General features: G+C 65.9%; 18 protein-coding genes and 2 tRNA genes. 13 read left to right on the top strand and 7 right to left on the bottom strand.

The genetic code is table 11. From position 1 onward, the window contains the following. Positions 1 to 30: 30 nt before the first annotated feature. The gene (gene gltX, locus ACE3TH_RS08170) at positions 31 to 1,365 is read left to right on the top strand and encodes a glutamate--tRNA ligase (protein WP_374599077.1); all 1,335 of its coding nucleotides are present in this window, start codon (positions 31 to 33) and stop codon (positions 1,363 to 1,365) included. A gap of 80 nt (positions 1,366 to 1,445) precedes the next feature. On the opposite strand, the gene ACE3TH_RS08175 is transcribed toward gltX, so the two are convergent. Further along, the gene (locus ACE3TH_RS08175; RefSeq protein ID WP_374599079.1) at positions 1,446 to 1,736 is read right to left on the bottom strand and encodes a hypothetical protein; all 291 of its coding nucleotides are present in this window, start codon (positions 1,734 to 1,736) and stop codon (positions 1,446 to 1,448) included. A 118-nt stretch (positions 1,737 to 1,854) separates the two neighbouring features. Next, a complete protein-coding gene (locus ACE3TH_RS08180) occupies positions 1,855 to 2,469 on the bottom strand; it encodes a TIGR00730 family Rossman fold protein (protein ID WP_374599081.1) in 615 nt (204 codons plus the stop codon). An 81-nt stretch (positions 2,470 to 2,550) separates the two neighbouring features. On the opposite strand from ACE3TH_RS08180, the gene ACE3TH_RS08185 reads away from it, so the two are divergent. Beyond that, positions 2,551 to 3,324 carry a hypothetical protein gene (locus ACE3TH_RS08185; protein ID WP_374599083.1) on the top strand — a complete coding sequence of 258 codons (774 nt, stop codon included), beginning with the start codon at positions 2,551 to 2,553 and terminating at the stop codon, positions 3,322 to 3,324. 162 nt (positions 3,325 to 3,486) lie between these two features. On the opposite strand, the gene ACE3TH_RS08190 is transcribed toward ACE3TH_RS08185, so the two are convergent. Continuing rightward, a tRNA-Asn gene (locus ACE3TH_RS08190) sits at positions 3,487 to 3,561 on the bottom strand. Positions 3,562 to 3,637: 76 nt separating this feature from the next. On the opposite strand from ACE3TH_RS08190, the gene ACE3TH_RS08195 reads away from it, so the two are divergent. Then, entirely contained in the window at positions 3,638 to 4,429 is a 792-nt protein-coding gene (locus tag ACE3TH_RS08195) for a TrmH family RNA methyltransferase (RefSeq protein WP_374599085.1), read from the top strand. 38 nt (positions 4,430 to 4,467) lie between these two features. On the opposite strand, the gene ACE3TH_RS08200 is transcribed toward ACE3TH_RS08195, so the two are convergent. Further along, positions 4,468 to 4,541, bottom strand: a tRNA-Cys gene (locus ACE3TH_RS08200). 126 nt (positions 4,542 to 4,667) lie between these two features. On the opposite strand from ACE3TH_RS08200, the gene ACE3TH_RS08205 reads away from it, so the two are divergent. From ACE3TH_RS08205 to ACE3TH_RS08220, 4 genes are all read left to right on the top strand, one after another. After that, a complete protein-coding gene (locus tag ACE3TH_RS08205; RefSeq protein ID WP_374599087.1) occupies positions 4,668 to 5,297 on the top strand; it encodes a protein-L-isoaspartate O-methyltransferase in 630 nt (209 codons plus the stop codon). A 127-nt stretch (positions 5,298 to 5,424) separates the two neighbouring features. Continuing rightward, positions 5,425 to 6,963, top strand: coding sequence for a TolC family outer membrane protein (locus ACE3TH_RS08210; RefSeq protein WP_374599089.1), 1,539 nt, complete (start codon positions 5,425 to 5,427; stop codon positions 6,961 to 6,963). A gap of 149 nt (positions 6,964 to 7,112) precedes the next feature. Further along, positions 7,113 to 7,703, top strand: a complete 591-nt coding sequence (locus ACE3TH_RS08215; protein ID WP_374599091.1) for a DUF2497 domain-containing protein — start codon at positions 7,113 to 7,115, stop codon at positions 7,701 to 7,703. A 96-nt stretch (positions 7,704 to 7,799) separates the two neighbouring features. Next, positions 7,800 to 10,595, top strand: coding sequence for a valine--tRNA ligase (locus ACE3TH_RS08220; protein WP_374599093.1), 2,796 nt, complete (start codon positions 7,800 to 7,802; stop codon positions 10,593 to 10,595). Positions 10,596 to 10,601: 6 nt separating this feature from the next. Here ACE3TH_RS08220 and ACE3TH_RS08225 read toward each other — a convergent pair whose 3' ends face one another. Then, positions 10,602 to 11,078, bottom strand: coding sequence for a YHS domain-containing (seleno)protein (locus ACE3TH_RS08225; protein WP_374599095.1), 477 nt, complete (start codon positions 11,076 to 11,078; stop codon positions 10,602 to 10,604). Between the two features lie 87 nt (positions 11,079 to 11,165). Between ACE3TH_RS08225 and ACE3TH_RS08230 the strand changes: the two genes are divergently transcribed. Further along, on the top strand, positions 11,166 to 11,891 hold the full coding sequence (locus ACE3TH_RS08230; protein ID WP_374599097.1) for a TlyA family RNA methyltransferase: 726 nt from the start codon (positions 11,166 to 11,168) through the stop codon (positions 11,889 to 11,891). A 127-nt stretch (positions 11,892 to 12,018) separates the two neighbouring features. Here ACE3TH_RS08230 and ACE3TH_RS08235 read toward each other — a convergent pair whose 3' ends face one another. Next, positions 12,019 to 12,687, bottom strand: coding sequence for a glycine zipper 2TM domain-containing protein (locus ACE3TH_RS08235; protein WP_374599099.1), 669 nt, complete (start codon positions 12,685 to 12,687; stop codon positions 12,019 to 12,021). Between the two features lie 159 nt (positions 12,688 to 12,846). Between ACE3TH_RS08235 and ACE3TH_RS08240 the strand changes: the two genes are divergently transcribed. After that, positions 12,847 to 14,091 carry a class I SAM-dependent RNA methyltransferase gene (locus ACE3TH_RS08240; protein ID WP_374599101.1) on the top strand — a complete coding sequence of 415 codons (1,245 nt, stop codon included), beginning with the start codon at positions 12,847 to 12,849 and terminating at the stop codon, positions 14,089 to 14,091. 4 nt (positions 14,092 to 14,095) lie between these two features. Here ACE3TH_RS08240 and ACE3TH_RS08245 read toward each other — a convergent pair whose 3' ends face one another. After that, on the bottom strand, positions 14,096 to 15,649 hold the full coding sequence (locus tag ACE3TH_RS08245; protein ID WP_374599103.1) for an AMP-binding protein: 1,554 nt from the start codon (positions 15,647 to 15,649) through the stop codon (positions 14,096 to 14,098). 178 nt (positions 15,650 to 15,827) lie between these two features. On the opposite strand from ACE3TH_RS08245, the gene lipA reads away from it, so the two are divergent. The 4 genes from lipA to ACE3TH_RS08265 are packed head-to-tail and all read left to right on the top strand — an operon-like array spanning position 15,828 to position 18,882. Beyond that, on the top strand, positions 15,828 to 16,790 hold the full coding sequence (gene lipA, locus ACE3TH_RS08250; RefSeq protein WP_374599340.1) for a lipoyl synthase: 963 nt from the start codon (positions 15,828 to 15,830) through the stop codon (positions 16,788 to 16,790). Positions 16,791 to 16,797: 7 nt separating this feature from the next. Beyond that, positions 16,798 to 17,253, top strand: a complete 456-nt coding sequence (locus ACE3TH_RS08255; RefSeq protein ID WP_374599105.1) for a type II toxin-antitoxin system RatA family toxin — start codon at positions 16,798 to 16,800, stop codon at positions 17,251 to 17,253. Then, positions 17,250 to 18,359 (top strand): NAD(P)/FAD-dependent oxidoreductase, encoded by a 1,110-nt coding sequence (locus tag ACE3TH_RS08260; protein WP_374599106.1) that lies wholly within the window; start codon positions 17,250 to 17,252, stop codon positions 18,357 to 18,359. The genes ACE3TH_RS08255 and ACE3TH_RS08260 overlap by 4 nt, the downstream gene beginning before the upstream one ends. Then, a complete protein-coding gene (locus ACE3TH_RS08265) occupies positions 18,352 to 18,882 on the top strand; it encodes a GNAT family N-acetyltransferase (protein WP_374599108.1) in 531 nt (176 codons plus the stop codon). Before ACE3TH_RS08260 ends, ACE3TH_RS08265 begins: the two co-directional genes overlap by 8 nt. Positions 18,883 to 18,916: the final 34 nt, after the last annotated feature.

Below are 18,916 nucleotides of genomic sequence, written 5' to 3' on the forward strand. Positions count from 1 at the left end.
CTACGCGCCTCGCTTCAGGGTCGCATCTCCATGACTATCAAGGTTCGTTTCGCGCCGTCGCCGACGGGAAAACTGCACGTGGGCAATGTCCGCACGGCGCTGGTCAACTGGCTGTTTGCGAAGGGACAGGGCGGCAAGTTCGTGCTGCGCATCGACGATACCGATCTGGCGCGGTCGACGCCCGAGTTCGAACAGGGGATCGAGGACGATCTGACCTGGCTGGGTCTGGTCTGGGACGAGCGGTACAATCAGTCCAAGCGGTTCGATCGCTACGAAGAGGCGGCCGAGCGGCTGAAGGCGGCGGGGCGGCTATATGCCTGTTACGAGACGTCGGAAGAGCTGGATCGTCGGCGCAAGGTTCAGCTGTCGCGCGGCCTGCCGCCGATCTATGACCGGGCCGCGCTGGAACTGACCGAGGCCGAGAAGGCCGCGTTCGAGGCCGAGGGGCGCAAGCCGCACTGGCGGTTCAAGCTGGAGGGGCGGCGCGTGGCCTGGGAAGACCTCTCGCGCGGCCACGCCGAGGTCGATACGGGTTCGATGTCGGATCCGGTGCTGATCCGCGAGGACGGACTGTTTCTCTATACCCTGCCGTCGGTCGTGGACGACATCGACATGGCCATCACCCATGTGATCCGGGGCGAGGATCACGTGACCAATACCGGCGCGCAGATCGAGATTTTCGAGGCCCTGGGTGGCCCGGTGCCCGGTTTCGCGCACATGCCGCTGCTGGTGGGGGCGGACGGGCAGGCGCTGTCGAAGCGGCTGGGTTCGCTGTCGATCGCCGACATGCGCGACCAGGGTTATGAGCCGATCGCTATCACCAGCCATCTGGGCCGGATCGGCACGTCCGATCCGCTAGAGGTCGCGGCTTCGGTCGAGGCCTTGGGCGAGAGTTTCGCCTTTTCCAAGATGGGGCGCTCTCCGGCACGCTACGACACCGCCGATCTGGATCGTCTGAATGCCCAGGCCCTGCACGTGATGGATTATGCGACGGCGCGTCCGCGGCTGGCCGAGCATGATGCTGATCTGGGTGAGGCGTTCTGGAATGCGGTGAGAGGCAATCTTCAGACCTTCGCCGATGTCGTTGAAATGGCGAAGATCGTTCGCGGTCCGGTGACGCCGGTGATCGAGGATGCAGGCTTTGCTGCGGCGGCACTGGCGGTTCTGCCGGAGGCGGTGGACGAGACGCTGTGGTCCACCTGGACGGCGGCCGTCAAGGATGCGACTGGGGCCAAGGGCAAGGCATTGTTCATGCCGTTGAGGCTGGCGCTGACGGGTCAGCCGCATGGGCCGGACATGGCGACGCTGGCTCCGCTGATCGGGCGCGAGCGGATCGCGCAACGGCTGCGGGGCGAAACGGCCTGATCGCCGCGGTCAGTCGAACAGGAAAAAGGCCGCTCTCGAAGGAGGGCGGCCTTTTTTGATCTTGGTTTGTGCTGGTCTGATCAGGCGTTGCAGGCCGCGATCTGTTCGGCGGTCAGGGCAGTGCCCTTGTAGGTGAAGGCGGTCACGGCTCCGAAGCGGGCGGCGACGCGGCGGCAGGCGCGGGGTGCCGGCTGATTGGCTCCGCCCGTGGCCGTGCAGGTCGCGCCTTCGCAGCGCCAGGCGGCACCGTCGATAATGGTGCGACCAGCCGGAGCCTTGGCGGCGTCGGCCAGAACGGCGCTGGACGCAGGCACCTGGGCGACAGCAGGAGCCGCGACCAGAAGTGCGGCGGCAATGAACAAGGCACGCATGGGAAATCTCCGACGATGGGGAGGCGACAAACGCCGTCCGGCGGTCAGTGTCAGTTTCTATTAGCAACTGTCAAGTCGCGTTTCGAAACAGGACGCTCACCAGATGATCGACGATTACTTATCGCTGATCATGTTGCAAGTGTGGCGTGTCGCCGCCGTCGCGAACCGCCTGCTGGATCGCGCCCATTGCCTCCTCGACCGTGTCGCAGACGACCCAGGCCTGAAGGAAGGAGGCGGGGGTCATGCCCTCTTCGACGCTGTGACGCATGACAGCCATCAGGGCGTCCCAGAAGCCATTCAGATTCAGGAAGATGACGGGCTTGTGGTGGAGGTCCAGCCGCTTCCACGACAGGATTTCGATCGCTTCTTCCAGGGTGCCGACGCCACCGGGGGCGACGATGAAGGCGTCCGACTGATCGTACATTAGGGTCTTGCGCTCGTGCATAGAGGTGACGACCAGGGTCTCGACGTCGTCGAACAGGCGTTCCCGGCTGCGCAGAAAGCCCGGCATGATGCCCAGCACGCGCCCACCCGCCTCGTGTGCGGCGCGGGCCGAGGCCCCCATCAACCCGACGCCGCCGCCGCCATAGACCAGCCGCCAGCCTGCCTTGGCCGTCTGGCGACCGACCTCGCGCGCCGCCTCCAGATATTCGGGCCGAACGGTCTCCGAAGAGCCGCAGAACAGGCAGACGGAAAGGCCGTCGAACGGCTGGATGGTGACGGGTGACGACATGGAGCCTCGAGTAATGAATGAAGACAGCGCGGGCCACGCCGCGCTATCAGAGGCGTTACTCCTATCCTTGCGGGCGGCGCGATGAAACGGGCGATGTACCGGAATGCGACGATAGCGGCAGCGACGGGCCTGATGCTTGCCGCAGGCCTGGGCCTGAGTGCCTGCACGCCGTCGCAAGACGGGGGTTCGGGCAAGGCCGAGGGTGATTCGTCTCCCTCAGCGTGGAATCAGACCCCGGTGATCGAGGCGGCACAGGTGGACGGGCGCGAGGTGCGGTTGTCAGGGTCGGCCCAGGCCAGGGCCCGGATCGTGTTGCGCAGCGCCGAGGGAGCGGCCTATGCGGCTGTGGCCGGTGACGATGGCGAATTCGATCTTCGTATGGAGGTACCCGCTCAGGACCTGTGGCTGAAGCCGGAGACCCAGGTCGGACAGGACGCGGCCCCTTCACCGGATACCCTGTTGATTCCGGCCGGCGGACAGGGGCCGATCGCCGTCCTGCGTGCCGGCGGACCGACGCGCCGCCTTGATCGAGCGCCCGTCCTGGGGGCCATCGACAGCGACGAACAGGCCCGGCGTCTGGCCGGACGGATGGCGCAGGGGACGCAGACCCTGCCGGTAACGGTTGGCGAAGTGTCGCTACAGGCTTTTCCGGACGCCGCCGGACAATGGAACATTGTCCTGGGCCCAGAGGCGAGCGGGGATCAGATCCTCATCGGCGACCGGGTCTTTGTCTGGCCGGGGCAGGGGGAGGCAGGCGGTCAGACGCCCCGACGCGAGCGGGCCGGAGAAGGTTGGCGGGTAGTTTGGGCCGAAGGCGGGGCGTTGCAGACGGCGTGGCTGCCGGATGCGCGGTGAGCCTGTTCACCTTTCGCTAACCGATTCCCTTCAACCCGAGACGGTCTTCCGGTTTTCGTGAGACACCCACCATCACCGAACTTTTTGAGCCCGGCGCACGCGTCGGGCTTTTTTCTTGGCCCATCGCCGAATGGTCTATCGATGTCGGGAGAAGCGAAAGGATGGCTCCGCGGGTAGGATTCGAACCTACGACCAGCCGATTAACAGTCGGCTGCTCTACCACTGAGCTACCGCGGAACAACTTCCTTTCGGGAAGGCGGGCGCTATAGCAGCGCCCATCGGCACCGCGCAACGGAAATATCGCACCTTGGCCATGATCCGCATCGAAGAACCCGCCGATCCGCGTGTTTCCGGGTTTCTGGACATTCGTGAGCGCGACCTGACGGGTCGGCAGGGCCTGTTCGTGGCCGAGGGAGAGGTGGTGCTGAACGTGCTGACCTCGCCGCAGTCGCTGTGCCGGCCGATCAGCCTGCTGATCGATTCGAAGCGGGTTGAGGCGTTGGGCCCGCTTCTGGCACGGCTCGGCGACGATGTGCCGGTCCATGTGGCGGAGCAGAGTGTTCTGGACCGGATCGCGGGCCTGCACCTGCATCGCGGAATTCTGGCGCTGGGCCGGAAGCCGGAGCCGGTTGATCTGCCGAATGCGCTGGAGGCGATGGGTTCCCACGCCGTGGTGCTGATGGCCTGCGGGATCGGCAATCACGACAATATGGGCGGGCTGTTCCGGAATGCGGCGGCGTTCGGTGCGGCGGCGGTCTTGCTGGACCAGACCTGCTGCGACCCGTTCTATCGGAAGGCCATCCGGGTGTCGGTCGGAGCGGTGCTGCGGACGCCGATGGTCACGAGGCTGGACGCGGTCGAGGCGGTCGCCACGCTGAAGGCTGCGGGCTTCGAGGTTCTGGCCATGACCGGCGGGGCCAGCGAGGCCTTGTTGGAGGTCAGGCGGATTGGCCGGACGGCCCTGGTCGTGGGGGCGGAGGGGCCGGGCCTGCCTGACGAGGTGATCGCGCGATGCAGACCCGTCGGCATTCGCATGGCCGCAGGGTTCGATTCGCTGAACGTCGCGACGGCAGCCGGCATAGCGCTGCATCACCTGACGCCGTGAGCGCGAGGGCGGGAGAGTGGGTTTGGGGAAGGTCGCGATGGAGGCCTGACCGGGAATCGAACCCGGGTGCAAGGATTTGCAGTCCTCTGCGTCACCACTCCGCCATCAGGCCATCGGGCCGTTCGGAAACGACCGCACCATCGCGAGGGGCGTTCGCTATCAGATCGGATTGTCCGCCGCAACGGACAGACCTATAAGCGCCGCAGATTTCCGACCTCTGCCCACGAACGGACGCCCGATGGACTTTTCCGCTGCCCGCAAGATCATGGTCGACAGCCAGGTGCGCGTGAACGACGTGACGGACCGCGCCCTGCAGGCCGCGATGCTGGCCGTGCCGCGCGAGCGCTTCGTGCCGGCCGACCGGGCCTTTTCCGCCTATGCCGAGGTCGAGGTCGAGATCGCCAGCGGGCGGCGACTGATGCTGGCGCGGGATCTGTCCAAGCTGCTGATGGCGCTGTCGCCGCAGGTCGGAGAAAAGGCCCTGGCGATCGCCGCCCCCTATGCGGCGGCTGTGCTGGCCGAGGCCGGGCTGAGCGTCACGGCCCAGGAAGAAGATCAGGCCGTGCTGGACGTGGTTGCACCCGCCCTGTCCGACGCAGGGATTGACGCCGTCGTGGCCCCGTTCAGCGACGCCTCGGGCGAAGGCTATGACGTGATCGTCTGTGAGGCCGCGGTGCCGGGACGGCCCGAAGCCTGGCTGAAGGCCTTAAACACCGGTGGCCGTCTGGCCGTCGTCGAGCGGACAGGGCCGGCGGGCAAGGCGGTGCTGTATGTGAAGGGCGAGGGCGGCGTGTCGCGGCGCGAACTGTTCGACGCGGCCCCGCCGTTTCTGGCATCCCTGATGCCCAAGCCGGCCTTTGCGCTGTAGGTCGGAACGACGGAGGTCATGATGGCCTGCGTGAAAAAAACTTAACTGGCGCGAGTGCTCTCCTTCTCGCATCAGACCGTGGGATACACAGGCGTCGCTGTTTCGTTGACGTCAGGCAGGAATAGTCATGTTGAAACGTGCTCGCGCGCTCGCCTCCGTCGCCGTCGTGGCCATCGTCACCGGGATCAGCGCCCCCGCCTGGGCCGACACGCTGCAAGAGGCCATCGCCCTGGCCTATCGGACCAACCCGTCCTTGCTGGCCCAGCGCGCCAGCCAGCGGGCGCTGGACGAATCGGTCGTGCAGGCGCGAGCCGGTCTGAGACCGACGATCGATGTCAATGGCGACGTGGGCTACAGCTTCAGCCGCACGCGCGGCGGGGAGCGCGAGGTCGACAGCAACGGCGACGGCATCCCCGACACCACGATCAATGTGCCGACGTCCAACGACGACAGCACCTCGGCCGGCGTCAGCATCGGCCTGGGCCAGACGATCTATTCCGGCGGTCGCATCGGCCACGCCATCACCGCCGCCGAGGCCAATATCCTGGCCGGGCGCGAAAACCTGAGAGACATCGAGCAGCAGGTGCTGACCTCGGTGATCCAGGCCTATGCCGATGTGATCCGCGACGTCGAAATCCTGCGAATCCGCGAGTCGAACCTGACCGTGCTGCAACGCCAGCTGGACGAGGCCTCGGCCCGGTTCGAGGTCGGCGAGATCACCCGTACCGACGTGGCCCAGGCCGAGGCGCGTCTGGCCCAGTCCAACGCCGACCTGGCCAATGCGCGGGCCCAGCTGTCGGTGTCGCGCGCCGCCTATGCCGCCGTCGTCGGTCAGGCCCCGGGCACGCTGGAGCCGATGCCGGCCCTGCCGGGCGTGCCGACGGACTTCGATGCGGCGCTTGACGTCGCCATTCAGGACAATCCCACGGTGCGGGCTGCGACCTATACGTTGCAGGCTTCCGAGGCTGAGGTGGCGGCGGCGCGGGCGGAGTATATGCCGTCGGTACGACTGACCAGTTCCTACGGTGCTACGACTGACGACCTGTCGGGGTTCAACCTGGGCGACCGCACCAGCTTCCAGGCCGGGGCGTCTCTTTCTGTGCCGTTGTTCACCGGCGGCCTGAACCAGTCGCGCGTCGCCGCAGCGTTGGAACGTGCCAATGTGGCGCAACTGCGCGTCGAGGGTGAGCGTCGTAATGTGCTGCAGTCCGTTAGTGCTTCGTTTGCCCAGTCGCTATCGGCGCGATCCAGCCTGCTGGCGGGCACGGAAGCGGTTCGTGCCGCCACGGTCGCGGCCGAGGGCGTGCGTCAGGAAGCGCAGGTCGGTCTGCGCACCACGCTGGACGTGCTGAACCAGGAGCTGGAGCTGCGCAACGCCGAGGTCACCCTGGCCAGTGCTCGCCGCAACGAATACGTCGCTCAGGCCCAGCTCCTGGCCGCCATGGGTCGTCTGGAAGGCCAGGATCTGGACCCGAACATCGAGGTCTATGACGCCGAGATCAACTACAACCGCGTGCGCAATCGCGGTGCCCTGCCGTGGGACGGCATCATCGAGACGATCGACCGTATCGCCGCGCCCCCCGTCGTGCCCGCCAACGATGCCGAGGATGCACCGATCGACCGGCAGCTGAAGTCGGAAGTCATCTCGACCGCGCCGCAGAACTGATCGCGGAGCCGCAGAAGGCTTCGCCTGTCAGGCGAAAAACGCCCGTTGATTATGACGCGGCGAGATGCGACGACAGGTCATGCGGTGGTCACGCTTTATGCGCGCACCGTTCGATGAGACTGCGCCGTGCCGCGCCTTGGGGTTAAGCCATGACTGATCAGCCCGCCCAGGAACCGACGATGGAGGAAATCCTGGCGTCGATTCGCCGGATCATCTCTGAAGACGATGCGCCTGTCGCGGCGGCCGAGTCGGAGGCAGAGGCCGAAGCGGCCCCAGAGCCTGCGCCTGAACCCGTTGCGGCAGCACCTACGCCTGAGCCCGCGCCGGTCGAGGACGATGTGCTGGAACTGACCGAGACCTATGACGCCCCGGCCGAGCAGAGCATCGGCGACCTGGATGTGTCGTCGGGCGAGGACGAGCCTGAGCCGTTCCCGAGCACGCCGCTGAGCGAATCCTTCCCCGAGCCCGCGCCTGCGCCCGCTCCGACACCCGCGCCGGCCTATGACACCCTGGTCGGTGACAGTGCGGCCGCCAGCGCGGCCTCGGCCTTTGCCGGTCTGGCCAGCGCCGCCCGCCGCCCGACCGAGGGTGCGCCCGCCGTGGCCGGTCCGACCATCGACGAACTGGCTCGCAGCCTGCTGCGTCCGATGCTGAAGGAATGGCTCGACGCCCATCTGCCGGGCATCGTCGAGGCGGAGGTACGCAAGGAAGTGGAGCGCATCGCGCGCAACGCCGGCTAGCCCTTCGCCTCACCCGCGACTAAACCGAATGGGGCGGCTCCGGCAGGGGCCGCCCTTTTCACATTTCCGACCCGCCTTCGTACGAAACGATCCGCCATGCTCGACAAGACCTTCGACCCCAAGGCCGCCGAACCCCGCCTGTATGCGATGTGGGAGGCGTCGGGCCTGTTCGCGCCGCGTACCGAGGGTGCCGCTCAAGCCTATTCGATCGTCATCCCGCCGCCGAACGTGACGGGGTCGCTGCACATCGGCCATGCGCTGAACAATACGCTGCAGGACATCCTGGCCCGCTATCACCGGATGAAGGGCAAGGCGGTACTGTGGCTGCCGGGCACCGACCACGCCGGGATCGCAACCCAGATGGTGGTCGAGCGCCAGCTGGCGGCGGCGGGCAATGTCGGACGCCGCGACATGGGCCGCGACGCCTTTGTCGAGAAAATCTGGGAATGGAAGGCCGAGAGCGGCGGCACCATCGTGCAGCAGTTGCGCCGCCTGGGTGCCTCCTGTGACTGGTCGCGCGAGCGGTTTACGCTTGACGAGGGGCTGAACGCAGCGGTGCGCAAGGTCTTCGTGCAACTGCACAAGGAAGGCCTGATCTATCGCGACAAGCGGCTGGTCAACTGGGATCCGCATTTCCAGACGGCGATCAGCGATCTGGAGGTCGAACAGCGCGAGGTCGAGGGCCACTACTGGCATTTCGCCTATCCGCTGGCGGATGGCGTCACCTATGAGCATCCGATCGCTTTCGACGAGGACGGCAAGGCGACGGAGTGGGAGACGCGGGACTTCATCGTCGTGGCGACGACCCGGCCGGAAACCATGCTGGGCGACACGGGTGTGGCGGTGCATCCGAAGGACGCGCGCTATGCTGCGATCGTGGGCGCAAAGGTGCGTCTGCCGCTCACGAACCGGCTGATCCCCATCGTCGCTGATGAGTATGCTGATCCGACCAAGGGTTCTGGTGCAGTCAAGATCACGCCGGCGCACGACTTCAACGACTTCCAGGTTGGCAAGCGCGCAGGACTTGAAACAATCAATATTCTCGACGCCGACGCCTGCATCATCGACCACAACGCCGCCTTCAGGGGTACGAGGGGCGATCAGGTCGATGAGGATCCAGAAATCCTAAGCCTGCTCCAAACTATCCCAATCGACTTGCAGGGATTAGATCGGTTCTCCGCCCGCAAAGCGATCGTCGCCCGCGCCGAGGAAGAGGGCTGGCTGCGCGAGATCGAGAAAACCAAACACGTTGTTCCGCACGGCGACCGGTCCGGCGTGGTCATCGAGCCGTGGCTGACGGACCAGTGGTATGTCGATGCCCACACCCTGGCCCAACCCGCGATCAAGGCGGTGGAGACGGGCGCTACAGTGTTCGAGCCGAAGTCCTATGAGAAGATCTATTTCGAATGGCTGCGCAACATCGAGCCGTGGTGCGTGTCACGCCAGCTGTGGTGGGGGCATCGCATCCCGGCCTGGTACGGGCCGAATGGCGAAATCTATGTCGCCGAGACGGAAGAGGACGCGCGCGAGCAGGCGATGTCGGACTATGATTCCGAGGTCGTGCTGACGCAGGACGAGGACGTGCTGGACACCTGGTTTAGCTCGGCCCTGTGGCCGTTCTCGACCATGGGCTGGCCCGAGAAGACCGAGGATCTGGAGCGGTTCTATCCGACCAGCGACCTGGTCACGGCGGCGGACATCATCTTCTTCTGGGTGGCCCGGATGATGATGATGGGCCTGCATTTCATGGACGGCGAGGTGCCTTTCAAGCGGGTCATCATCAATGGCCTGGTCCGCGACGAGAAGGGCCAGAAGATGTCGAAGTCCAAGGGCAATGTCATCGATCCGCTGACCATCGTCGACGAACTCGGGGCCGACCCCTTGCGGTTCACCATGGCCATCCTGTCGGGCACACGCGACATCAAGTTGAGCCGCCAACGCATTGAAGGCTATCGCAACTTTGGTACCAAGCTGTGGAATGCAGCACGCTTTGCCCAGATGAACGAGGCGCGGCGCGTCGAGGGCTTCGACCCGGCGACGGTCGAGCAGACCATCAACCGCTGGGTGCGCGGCGAACTGGCCAAGGCTGAGCGCGAGGTGTCGTCGGCCATCGAGGGCGGGCGGTTCGACGATGCGGCGTCTGCGCTGTATCGCTTCGTCTGGAACGTGTTCTGCGACTGGTATCTGGAGCTGGCCAAGCCGGTGTTCCAGGGCACCGACAAAGCCGCCAAGGCCGAGACGCGGGCGATGACGGCCTGGACGCTGGATCAGACGCTGAAGCTGATGCACCCGGTCATGCCCTTCATCACCGAGGAACTGTGGGACAAGCTGGCGGACGAGGGCGCGGCGCGGTCGGAGGCCACCCTGATCGGCGCGGCTTGGCCGGACCTGCCGGACAGCTTCATCGACACGGCTTCGCAAAGCGAAATCGGCTGGCTGGTCGATCTGGTCACCGAGGTGCGTCAGCTGCGGGCGGAGATGAGTATTGCCCCCTCGGTCAAGCCGCCGCTCAGCTTCGTGTCGCCCGTTGACACGACGGCGGAGCGGATCGCACGACACCGCGACCTGATCCTGATGCTGGCGCGCGTGTCCGAAGTGGCGACGGTGCATGCCGCACCTGAAGGGGCCGTGACCTTCGTCAGCGGCGGGGCGACGGCGGCGTTGTCGCTGGCCGGGCTGATCGATCTGGAGGCCGAGCGCGCGCGTCTGAACAAGGAGATCGCAACGTTCGAAAGCGACATCGGCCATTTCAACAAGAAGCTGGGCAATCCCAACTTCGTAGCCCGCGCCGCACCTGAGGTCGTCGACGAGCAGCGCGAGAAGCTGGCCGAAGCCGAGGCGGGCAGGGCGAGGTTGCAGGCCGCGCTGGCGCGGCTGGACGCGGTGGGCTGAGACGGGTCAGCCCTGGTTGTGCGTCAGGATGCGGGGCCAGTTCGCCTCGCCCCTGGCGATGGCACCGGGGATGTCCTGTTCCCACAGCATGCGGGCGCGATCGTTGAAGTTCAGATACAGTCGGCCATCGACGATGCGCCAGACTGTCGGATCGCCAGGCGCAATATAGCCCTGACTGGCCGCCCATGCGCAGTAGCCGCCGAACTGGGGCGCAAAGGCCTGAGGATCGGCCTCGAACATCGCGCGGTGTTCGGTGGTGGCGAAACGCCAGGTGGCGCCGTTCCAGTCCAGTGTGATGGCGGCATCGCCTGCGACGGGCTGACCCTCGGTGAAATAGGCCACGGGGTCATGGCCGCCCAGCGCCAGACGGTCGGCGGCGGCATGGACCGGCGGAAAGGTCCTGGACTGGGTCCAGGCCTGAGAACTGCCGACGATCAAGGTCAGCGATACGGCCATCAGCGTGGCCAGAACGAAACGCAGCATGATGAGGCATCCTCCCGGCCACCGTTGCGGGGCCCTTCGAGATGGCATACGCCCGCGCAAGTCGCCGGGTTACAGGAGAGACGGAATATGCCGCGTCTGGACGTCGAGCTGGTCTCGCGTGGCCTGGCCGAAAGTCGCGCCAAGGCGAAGGCGGCCATTGAGGCGGGCGGGGTCACGATCGATGGCGTTCCCGCCCGCTCGGCCTCCCAGCGTGTCGAGGAAGGCGCGGTGATCCTCGCCGAGCCGGCGCATCGCTGGGTGGGGCGCGGGGCGATGAAACTGGATCATGCGCTGAGCCTGTGGCCGGTCGCGGTCGAGGGGCGGGTAGTCTTGGATGTCGGTGCGTCCACGGGCGGCTTTACCGAGGTCTGTCTGGAGCGGGGCGCGGCCAAGGTGTTTGCGGTGGATGTGGGGCAGGGGCAGCTTCATGCGCGACCGGCCGCCGATCCGCGCGTGGTCAATCTGGAGCGGACCGATGCGCGGTCGCTGACGACGGATAACATCCCCGACGCACCCCAGTTGATCGTCTGTGACGCCAGTTTCATCGGCTTGGCCAAGGTGTTGCCGGCGGCACTCGCTCTGGCGTCCGCAGAGGCCGATTTGATCACCCTGATCAAGCCACAGTTCGAGGCCGAGCGACCGGGGGGCGGAAAGAAGGGCGTGGTTAAGGACGCGGTCGCGCACGCTGCGGCCGTCGCCTCGGTCTCAGCCTGGCTGGAGAGTGTCGGCTGGAGTGTTCAGTCTACGACGGATAGCCCAATCACGGGCGGCGACGGCAATGTCGAGTTCCTGCTCTGGGCGAAGAAGCGTTAGCGAGCTGTCGCGCTCACGCAGCGAGGCTTCGCGAGCCTTGCGTTAGCACCCAGGAATTAAGAAACCGCCGGCGGATTGCTCCACCGGCGGCTCCCGTCACGTCGCCGATCGACAGGGGGGCTGAAAATTAATCGACGACGCGATAGCGGCCGAACTGGTCGGGGCAGGTCCGCACATAGCGGGTCTCCGATCGACCGTCGGGAAGGCGGATGCGGCTTTCCGCCAGTCGGCAACCGTCGCGATCGGTGTTGCCGTAGCCATAGCTGGAAGAATAGCGGCTGGAGTAGTTGTCGCCGTACTCATAGTTGGGCGACGGATAGACCTGAACGTAGCGGCTGTCCGAGTAGCGATCGTCATATCGGTCGTCATAGTAGCGGTCGTCGTAGACCGGGGCCGAATAGGCGCGATCGTCGTAGTAGTTTGACCGATAGGCCTCACAGTTGGCGGCCGAGTTGCGGCCCACGGCATTGCCGATCACGGCCCCGACGACGCCACCCAGAATGCTGCCTTCGGTGCGACGACCACGGGCGGCCAGCTGCGAACCGGCGATAGCACCGGCAGCACCGCCGATGAAGGTACCCGCGCCCTGACGCTGGCCGCGATCGTTGCGGCAATAGTCGTAGCTGTAGCGGTCGTTGCCATAGTAGCGGCTGTTGTAGTCATAGGGCTGGCTGTAGGCCCCGGTGCCGTAGTTTTGCGAATAGTAGCTCTGGGCCGAGGCAGGCAGGGCGTTGAACCCCACGGTGGCCAGGGCGGCGGCTGCGGCAACGGCGGATCTGGCGGACAGAACGGACATGACGTGTTCCTGGAAATCGTTAACGGATAACGGGCCCAACGGCTGGACCGGCTGCCTGTTGCATCGCTGTCTAGGCCTGCGAAGCTGAACGGCGATTGAGCGTCGCGTTCATCTTCGTTCATGTTTCGCGCCCCGCCGATAAATCGCTAGAAGGGCGCCATGACGCAGACGCTGACCATCGCCCGCGTGGGGCACCAGGGCGACGGGATCGCCGACACGACCGACGGCCCCGTCTTCGTGCCGGGAGCACTGCCGGGGGAGATGGTCGAGGGGGCCGTGCACGCCGGGCGGATGGAGCAGTTCAACCTGATTCAGCCGAGCGCGGACCGCCGGCCGATTCATTCGCAGACCTATGCCGAATGCGGCGTCGCGCCCATGCAGCACTGGGCCGATGCGCCCTATCTGGCGTGGAAACGGGAACTGGTGGTCGCGACCCTGGCGCGCGCAGGAATCGATGCGGTGGTCGAGGCGACAGTGGCGGTGCCGGCCGCCAGCCGCCGGCGACTGGCCCTGCATGCGCGACGGGCCGAGGACGGGCGGGTGGTTCTGGGCTTCAAGGCGAGGCGGTCGTGGCGGCTGGTCGAACTGACCGACTGTCCGGTGTCGGACCCGCGTCTGACGGCGGCCCTGCCGGCGTTCCGAGACGTCGCAGCGCCGTTTCTGGGCCATCCGAAGTCGGCCCCGACACTGCATGTCACGCTGACCGATACGGGGCTGGATGTCGACGTGACGGGCGTCGAAAAGAAGTCCGGTGGACTGACCGGCGATGTCCGGGCGTTGGCGATCGCAGCCGCTGCACGGGCCGGGCTGGCGCGGCTGAGCCTGGATGGCGAGGTGCTGATGATGGAACGTCAGCCGCGCGTGACGTTCGGTCGGGCCAGTGTACCCCTGCCATCAGGCAGTTTCCTGCAGGCCGCGCCGAGAGCCGAGGCGGAGATGGTCCGGCGGGCGGTGGATGCCGTGAAGGGGGCGAATACGGTTGCGGACCTGTTTTGCGGTGCGGGCACTTTCACCTTCCCTCTGGCCGAGGTCGCCAGCGTGATGGCCGCCGATTCGTCCGCCAGCTCCATCGCGGCGCTGAAGGCCGGGATCGGCACGGCGCAAGGCCTGAAAACCATTCGAGCCGAGGCGCGCGACCTGTTCCGCCGCCCGCTGTCGCCGTTCGATTTGAAGGGTATCGAGGCCATCGTCATCGACCCACCCCGCGCAGGCGCGCTGGAACAGACGTGTCAGATCGCGCGGACGAAGGCCGGTGTCGTGGTCGGGGTATCATGCAATCCGGCGACCTTTGCGCGAGATGCCCGCGTGCTGATCGACGCTGGCTTTCGGCTGGAGAAGGTTACGCCGATAGATCAGTTTCTGTGGTCCACGCACGTGGAGTTGGTTGGGATTTTCCGCAGGTGATGGCTCAAGCAGCCTGATCTATTTGAACCAGCTTCTGAATGGCGACATAGTCTGTCTTGCCGGTGCCCAGCACGGGGACCTCGGCGACACGCATGATCTTTTTGGGCACGGCCAGTTCAGGAGCCCCATGTTCGCGAGCCCATTCGGTCAGGCGCGCGACCTCGGCATCCATCCGGTCGGTCATCAGGACCAGCTTCTCGCCCTTGCGGGCGTCGGGAATGGATACGACCGCATGGCGGTTTTCCGGCCAGACGGCCGAGGCCAGACCCTCGACGGCCGTCAGGGACACCATCTCCCCGCCGATCTTGGCGAACCGCTTCACCCGGCCGAGGATGGCGATATAGCCCTCGTCATCCAGGGAGACGATGTCGCCGGTGTCGTGCCAGCCTCCGTCCAGCGGCTCGATCACCTGCGGATCCGTGGCTGACAGATAGCCGCTCATGACATTGGGGCCCTGGAGATACAGTCGCCCGCCCTCCGTGATGCCGGGCACATCGTCTAAACGCCAGTTCATGCCGGGCAGGATCTGGCCCACGGTGCCGGGCCGGTTTCGGTCGGGATGGTTGACGGCGGCGACCGGCGAGGTCTCGGTCGCGCCATAGCCTTCTAGCAACTTGAGGCCATGGAAGCGGGTGTTGAACAGATGATGCGTCTCGTCGCGCACGCGCTCGGCCCCGGCGACCACGAACTTCAGGCTGGAAAAGTCGTCGGGCCCAGCTACCCGCGCATACTGGTTCAGGAAGGTGTCGGTGGCGAACAGGATGGAGGCCTTCACCTGCGGCAGCAGTTCTACGATCTGCTTGGCGTGCAGGGGCGACGGGTACTGGAAGGCCTTCAATCCCTGGAACAGCGGCAACAGCACGCCGCCGGTCAGGCCGAAACAGTGGAAGGTCGGCAGGGGGTTGAACATCACCCAGTCCGGGTCAAGCGGAATATGCTGGTTCACCTGGCGGCAGTTGGCGACCAGGTTCCACTGGCTGAGCACCACGCCCTTGGGCGCTCCAAAACTGCCGGAGGTGAACAGCACAACGCCCGGCGACGAGGGCGCGGTCTTGACCAGAAAGCGGCGCGGCATCAGCCCCGCCATCAGGCCGAACAGCTTGTCCTGCAGCCCGATGGATTTGCGTACGTCGTCCAGCCAGACGATCTCGGCCACCGTGCCCAGGTCCGCGACGAGATCGTCCAGCTTGGCCTGATCGATGAAGCGTTTGGCGGTCAGGATCTTCTTTACGCCCGCGGCCTTCAGCGCCGCCTTAAGATTCAGCTCACCGGCGGTGAAGTTCAGCATGACCGGCTGACGCCCATACGCATGCAGGCCGAAGAACGTGACCGCGCCGCCCACGCTGGAGGGCAGCATGATGGCCACCCGCTCGGCCGGGGCCGTCATCGCGGCGATCTTGCGGCCCAGAACGAAGGCCGCGCGGATCAGGCCGGTATAGGTCAGGGGGTTGCGGTCCTGATCCTCCAGAATCTCCTTGTCGCCATAGGTCTCGCGGGCGGCGATCAGGGCATCGAACAGCGACTGCTGCTTGAGCTTGGGGTCCAGGGGTACGCGCAAGAACTCACCTCCGTGCGGATGCGGTTGGCCCGCAGCCTTCGTATCGAGCCGCGCAAACTAGAGGGGCGGGCCGCGCTTGAAAAGATATGTTACCTTGCGTGAGCGCCGCACTTGCCTTGCCTTCCGTGCCCGGAACGACGACATAGCGGTCTCGCCCAGCGACGGAGCCGCGACGCCCTTGGTCACCCTGATCGACACTCTCAGGAAAACGCCGTCCGAACTGCGTCACCCGGAAAAGCAGAACCGGCCGGAGACGGCCGTGCTGAAAAAGCCCGACTGGTTGCGGGTAAAGGCCCCCGGATCGGGCCAGTACAATGCGACCAAGGCCATCGTGAAGGAAAAGGGGCTTCACACCGTCTGTGAAGAGGCGGCGTGCCCCAACATCGGCGAGTGCTGGAGCCAGAAGCACGCGACCCTGATGATCATGGGCGACACCTGCACGCGGGCGTGCGCCTTTTGCAACGTCAAGACGGGCCTGCCCCAGCCTCTCGATCCGGAAGAACCGGGCAAGGTTGGGCTGGCCGTGGCGCAGCTGGGTTTGAACCACGTCGTTATCACCTCGGTCGACCGCGACGACGTGCATGACGGCGGTGCCGCCCACTTCGCAGAGGTGGTACGCGAGATCCGCCGCCAGGCCCCGCAGACCACCATCGAAATTCTGACGCCCGATTTCCTGCGCAAGGACGGCGCAGCCGAAGTGATGATCGATGCGACCCCCGACGTCTTCAACCACAACCTGGAGACCGTGCCGCGGCTTTATCTGAAGATCCGGCCCGGTGCCCGCTACTTCCACTCCCTGCGCCTGCTGCAGATGGTCAAGGAGCGCGACCCCAACCAATTCACCAAGTCCGGCATCATGGTCGGCCTGGGCGAAACCAAGGAGGAGGTCATGCAGGTGATGGACGACATGCGCTCCGCCGGCGTCGACTTCATCACCATCGGCCAGTACCTGCAGCCGACCCGCAAGCACGCCGCCATCGAGCGGTTCGTGACCCCCGAAGAGTTCAAGGCTTATGAGGCCATCGCCCGCGCCAAGGGTTTCCTCATGGTGTCGTCCAGCCCGCTGACCCGCAGCTCGCACCATGCGGGGGACGACTTCGCGCGGTTGAAGGCTGCGCGTCTGGCCAGCACTGGACGCTGACCCGCACTTGGCCATCCATCGCGTCACACGCATCCTGCCCTATGCGCCGAACCAGCTCGCCGAACTGGTGGCGGATGTCGAGGATTATCCCCGCTTTGTGAAGTGGGTCACGGACATGCGCGTCTGGAACCGCCGCGAAGAGCCGTCGGGGGTCCGGTTGCTCGACGCCGAGGCGGCGGTCGGATTCTCTTTTCTAAGGGAGCGGTTCTCCACTCGGGTGCGTCACGATCCGAACGCACCGTCCGTCGAGGTTGGCCTGCTGCGCGGTCCCTTCCGGCATCTGAAGAACCGCTGGGACTTCCACCCCGTGCCCCAGGGAACGCGGCTGGAATTCATCATCGACTTTGCCTTCCGGTCGCCACTGCTGAACGCCGCGCTCCAGGCCAACTTCGACCGCGCTGTTGGGGCCCTGATCGCCAGTTTCGAGGCCGAGGCGAAGCGACGTTACGGACCGGGCGGATGAGCTTTGACTTCGACGCGACGGTCGTAGGGGCGGGGGCGGTCGGTCTGGCCTGCGGGCGGGCGCTGGCGAAGCGGGGCCTGACGGTTCTGGTGCTGGAGAAGGAAGGCCACATCGGTCAGGGGGTTTCGTCGCGCAACAGCGAGGTCATACACGGCGGGCTCTACTATCCGACCGGCACGCTGAAGGCGCGGTTCTGCGTCGAGGGCAGGCGGGCGCTCTATGCTTATCTGGAGAGCCACAAGATCGACTATCGCAAATGCGGCAAGCTGGTCGTGGCGACCGAAGAGGCCGAGGTCGAGCGGATCGAGGCCATCTTCCAGCAGGCCACCGCCAATGGCGTCGAGGGGCTCGAGCATCTGACCGGCGCCCAGGCCCGGGCGCTGGAGCCGGGCCTGAAGGCCCATGCCGCCATCCTGTCGCCCGAAAGCGGCCTGTTCGCCAGCCACGACTATATGCTGGCGCTTCAGGGCGAGATCGAGGATGCGGGCGGTTCTGTCGTCGTGGACACGCCGTTCGAGCGCGCCGAGCCCCTCGCGGACGGAGGCTTTACCATCACAGCGGGAGGGAAGGGCGGGGCGACCCTGACCACGCGGTCGTTGGTCACCGCGCCGGGATTGCAGGCGCATGGCGTCGCTGCTCGGATCGAAGGCTTTCCTGCCGACCGCATCCCTGAGGGCCATTTCGGCAAGGGCGTCTATTTCCGTTTGGCCGGCAAGGCCCCGTTCGAGCGGCTGATCTATCCGCCGCCCATTCCCGGTGCTCTGGGCACCCACTATCGCAAGGATCTGGGTGGGCAGGCGGTGTTCGGGCCCGATCTGGCCTATGTCGAGACCGAGGACTATTCCGTCGATCCCGCTAAGGCCGAGGAGTTTGCCCATTACATTCGCCGTTTCTGGCCTGGCCTGCCGGAGGGGGCGCTGACGCCCGACTATGCCGGCATCCGGCCCAAACTTCACGGGCCGGGCGAGCCGCAGCCGGACTTTCAACTGCGCGGCCAAGACGACTATGGGCTGGCGGGGCTGGTGGCTCTGTTCGGCATCGAAAGCCCCGGCCTGACCAGTTCGCTGGCCATCGGCGAGGCAGTCGCGGACATGCTGGATGCTTGAGGTCGTCTTTCGCGAGGCCATGGCACCGGACGTGCCGTCGATCCAGCCGCTGGTTCATCACGCCTATCGCGGCGACCGCGCGCGTCGGGGCTGGAGCCACGAAGCCGATCTGCTGGATGCCGCGCGAATCGACGAACCAGCCCTGTACGAGGCTGTCGCCGATCCCAGCCAGACCATCCTGCTGGCCGAGCGCGACGGCGAACTGATCGGCTGCGTCCAGGTCACCGACAAGGGCGAGGGTCTGGCCTATCTGGGCATGCTGACGGTTCAGGCCGATCTGCAGGATCAGGGGCTTGGGCGTCGGCTGATCGCGGAAGCCGAGACGCTGGCCCGCACACGTTATGCCGCCACGCGCATGGAGATGACGGTCATCGTCCAGCGCGGCGAACTGATCGAATGGTATCAGCGGCGCGGTTACGTCCTGACCGGCGAGACGCGTCCGTTTCCCGCGACGGACCCGCGCTTCGGCATTCCTCGACGCAACGATCTGGCCTTCGTGGTGATGGAGAAACCGCTCGTCTGATCGGGCTGATTGCAAGGCTTGAACTTGTGGACGT

The sequence above is a fragment of the Brevundimonas sp. genome, assembly GCF_041919755.1.
GTDB lineage: Bacteria > Pseudomonadota > Alphaproteobacteria > Caulobacterales > Caulobacteraceae > Brevundimonas.

Coding starts and splice junctions, on each gene's coding strand:
- ACE3TH_RS08225 (WP_374599095.1), bottom strand. CDS start 11,078: ATGCTGCGTTTCGTTCTGGCCACGCTGATGGCCGTATCGCTGACCTTG.
- gltX (WP_374599077.1), top strand. CDS start 31: ATGACTATCAAGGTTCGTTTCGCGCCGTCGCCGACGGGAAAACTGCAC.
- ACE3TH_RS08185 (WP_374599083.1), top strand. CDS start 2,551: ATGAAACGGGCGATGTACCGGAATGCGACGATAGCGGCAGCGACGGGC.
- ACE3TH_RS08215 (WP_374599091.1), top strand. CDS start 7,113: ATGACTGATCAGCCCGCCCAGGAACCGACGATGGAGGAAATCCTGGCG.
- ACE3TH_RS08230 (WP_374599097.1), top strand. CDS start 11,166: ATGCCGCGTCTGGACGTCGAGCTGGTCTCGCGTGGCCTGGCCGAAAGT.
- ACE3TH_RS08240 (WP_374599101.1), top strand. CDS start 12,847: ATGACGCAGACGCTGACCATCGCCCGCGTGGGGCACCAGGGCGACGGG.
- ACE3TH_RS08220 (WP_374599093.1), top strand. CDS start 7,800: ATGCTCGACAAGACCTTCGACCCCAAGGCCGCCGAACCCCGCCTGTAT.
- ACE3TH_RS08260 (WP_374599106.1), top strand. CDS start 17,250: ATGAGCTTTGACTTCGACGCGACGGTCGTAGGGGCGGGGGCGGTCGGT.
- ACE3TH_RS08210 (WP_374599089.1), top strand. CDS start 5,425: ATGTTGAAACGTGCTCGCGCGCTCGCCTCCGTCGCCGTCGTGGCCATC.
- ACE3TH_RS08180 (WP_374599081.1), bottom strand. CDS start 2,469: ATGTCGTCACCCGTCACCATCCAGCCGTTCGACGGCCTTTCCGTCTGC.
- ACE3TH_RS08235 (WP_374599099.1), bottom strand. CDS start 12,687: ATGTCCGTTCTGTCCGCCAGATCCGCCGTTGCCGCAGCCGCCGCCCTG.
- ACE3TH_RS08265 (WP_374599108.1), top strand. CDS start 18,352: ATGCTTGAGGTCGTCTTTCGCGAGGCCATGGCACCGGACGTGCCGTCG.
- ACE3TH_RS08205 (WP_374599087.1), top strand. CDS start 4,668: ATGGACTTTTCCGCTGCCCGCAAGATCATGGTCGACAGCCAGGTGCGC.
- ACE3TH_RS08195 (WP_374599085.1), top strand. CDS start 3,638: ATGATCCGCATCGAAGAACCCGCCGATCCGCGTGTTTCCGGGTTTCTG.
- ACE3TH_RS08175 (WP_374599079.1), bottom strand. CDS start 1,736: ATGCGTGCCTTGTTCATTGCCGCCGCACTTCTGGTCGCGGCTCCTGCT.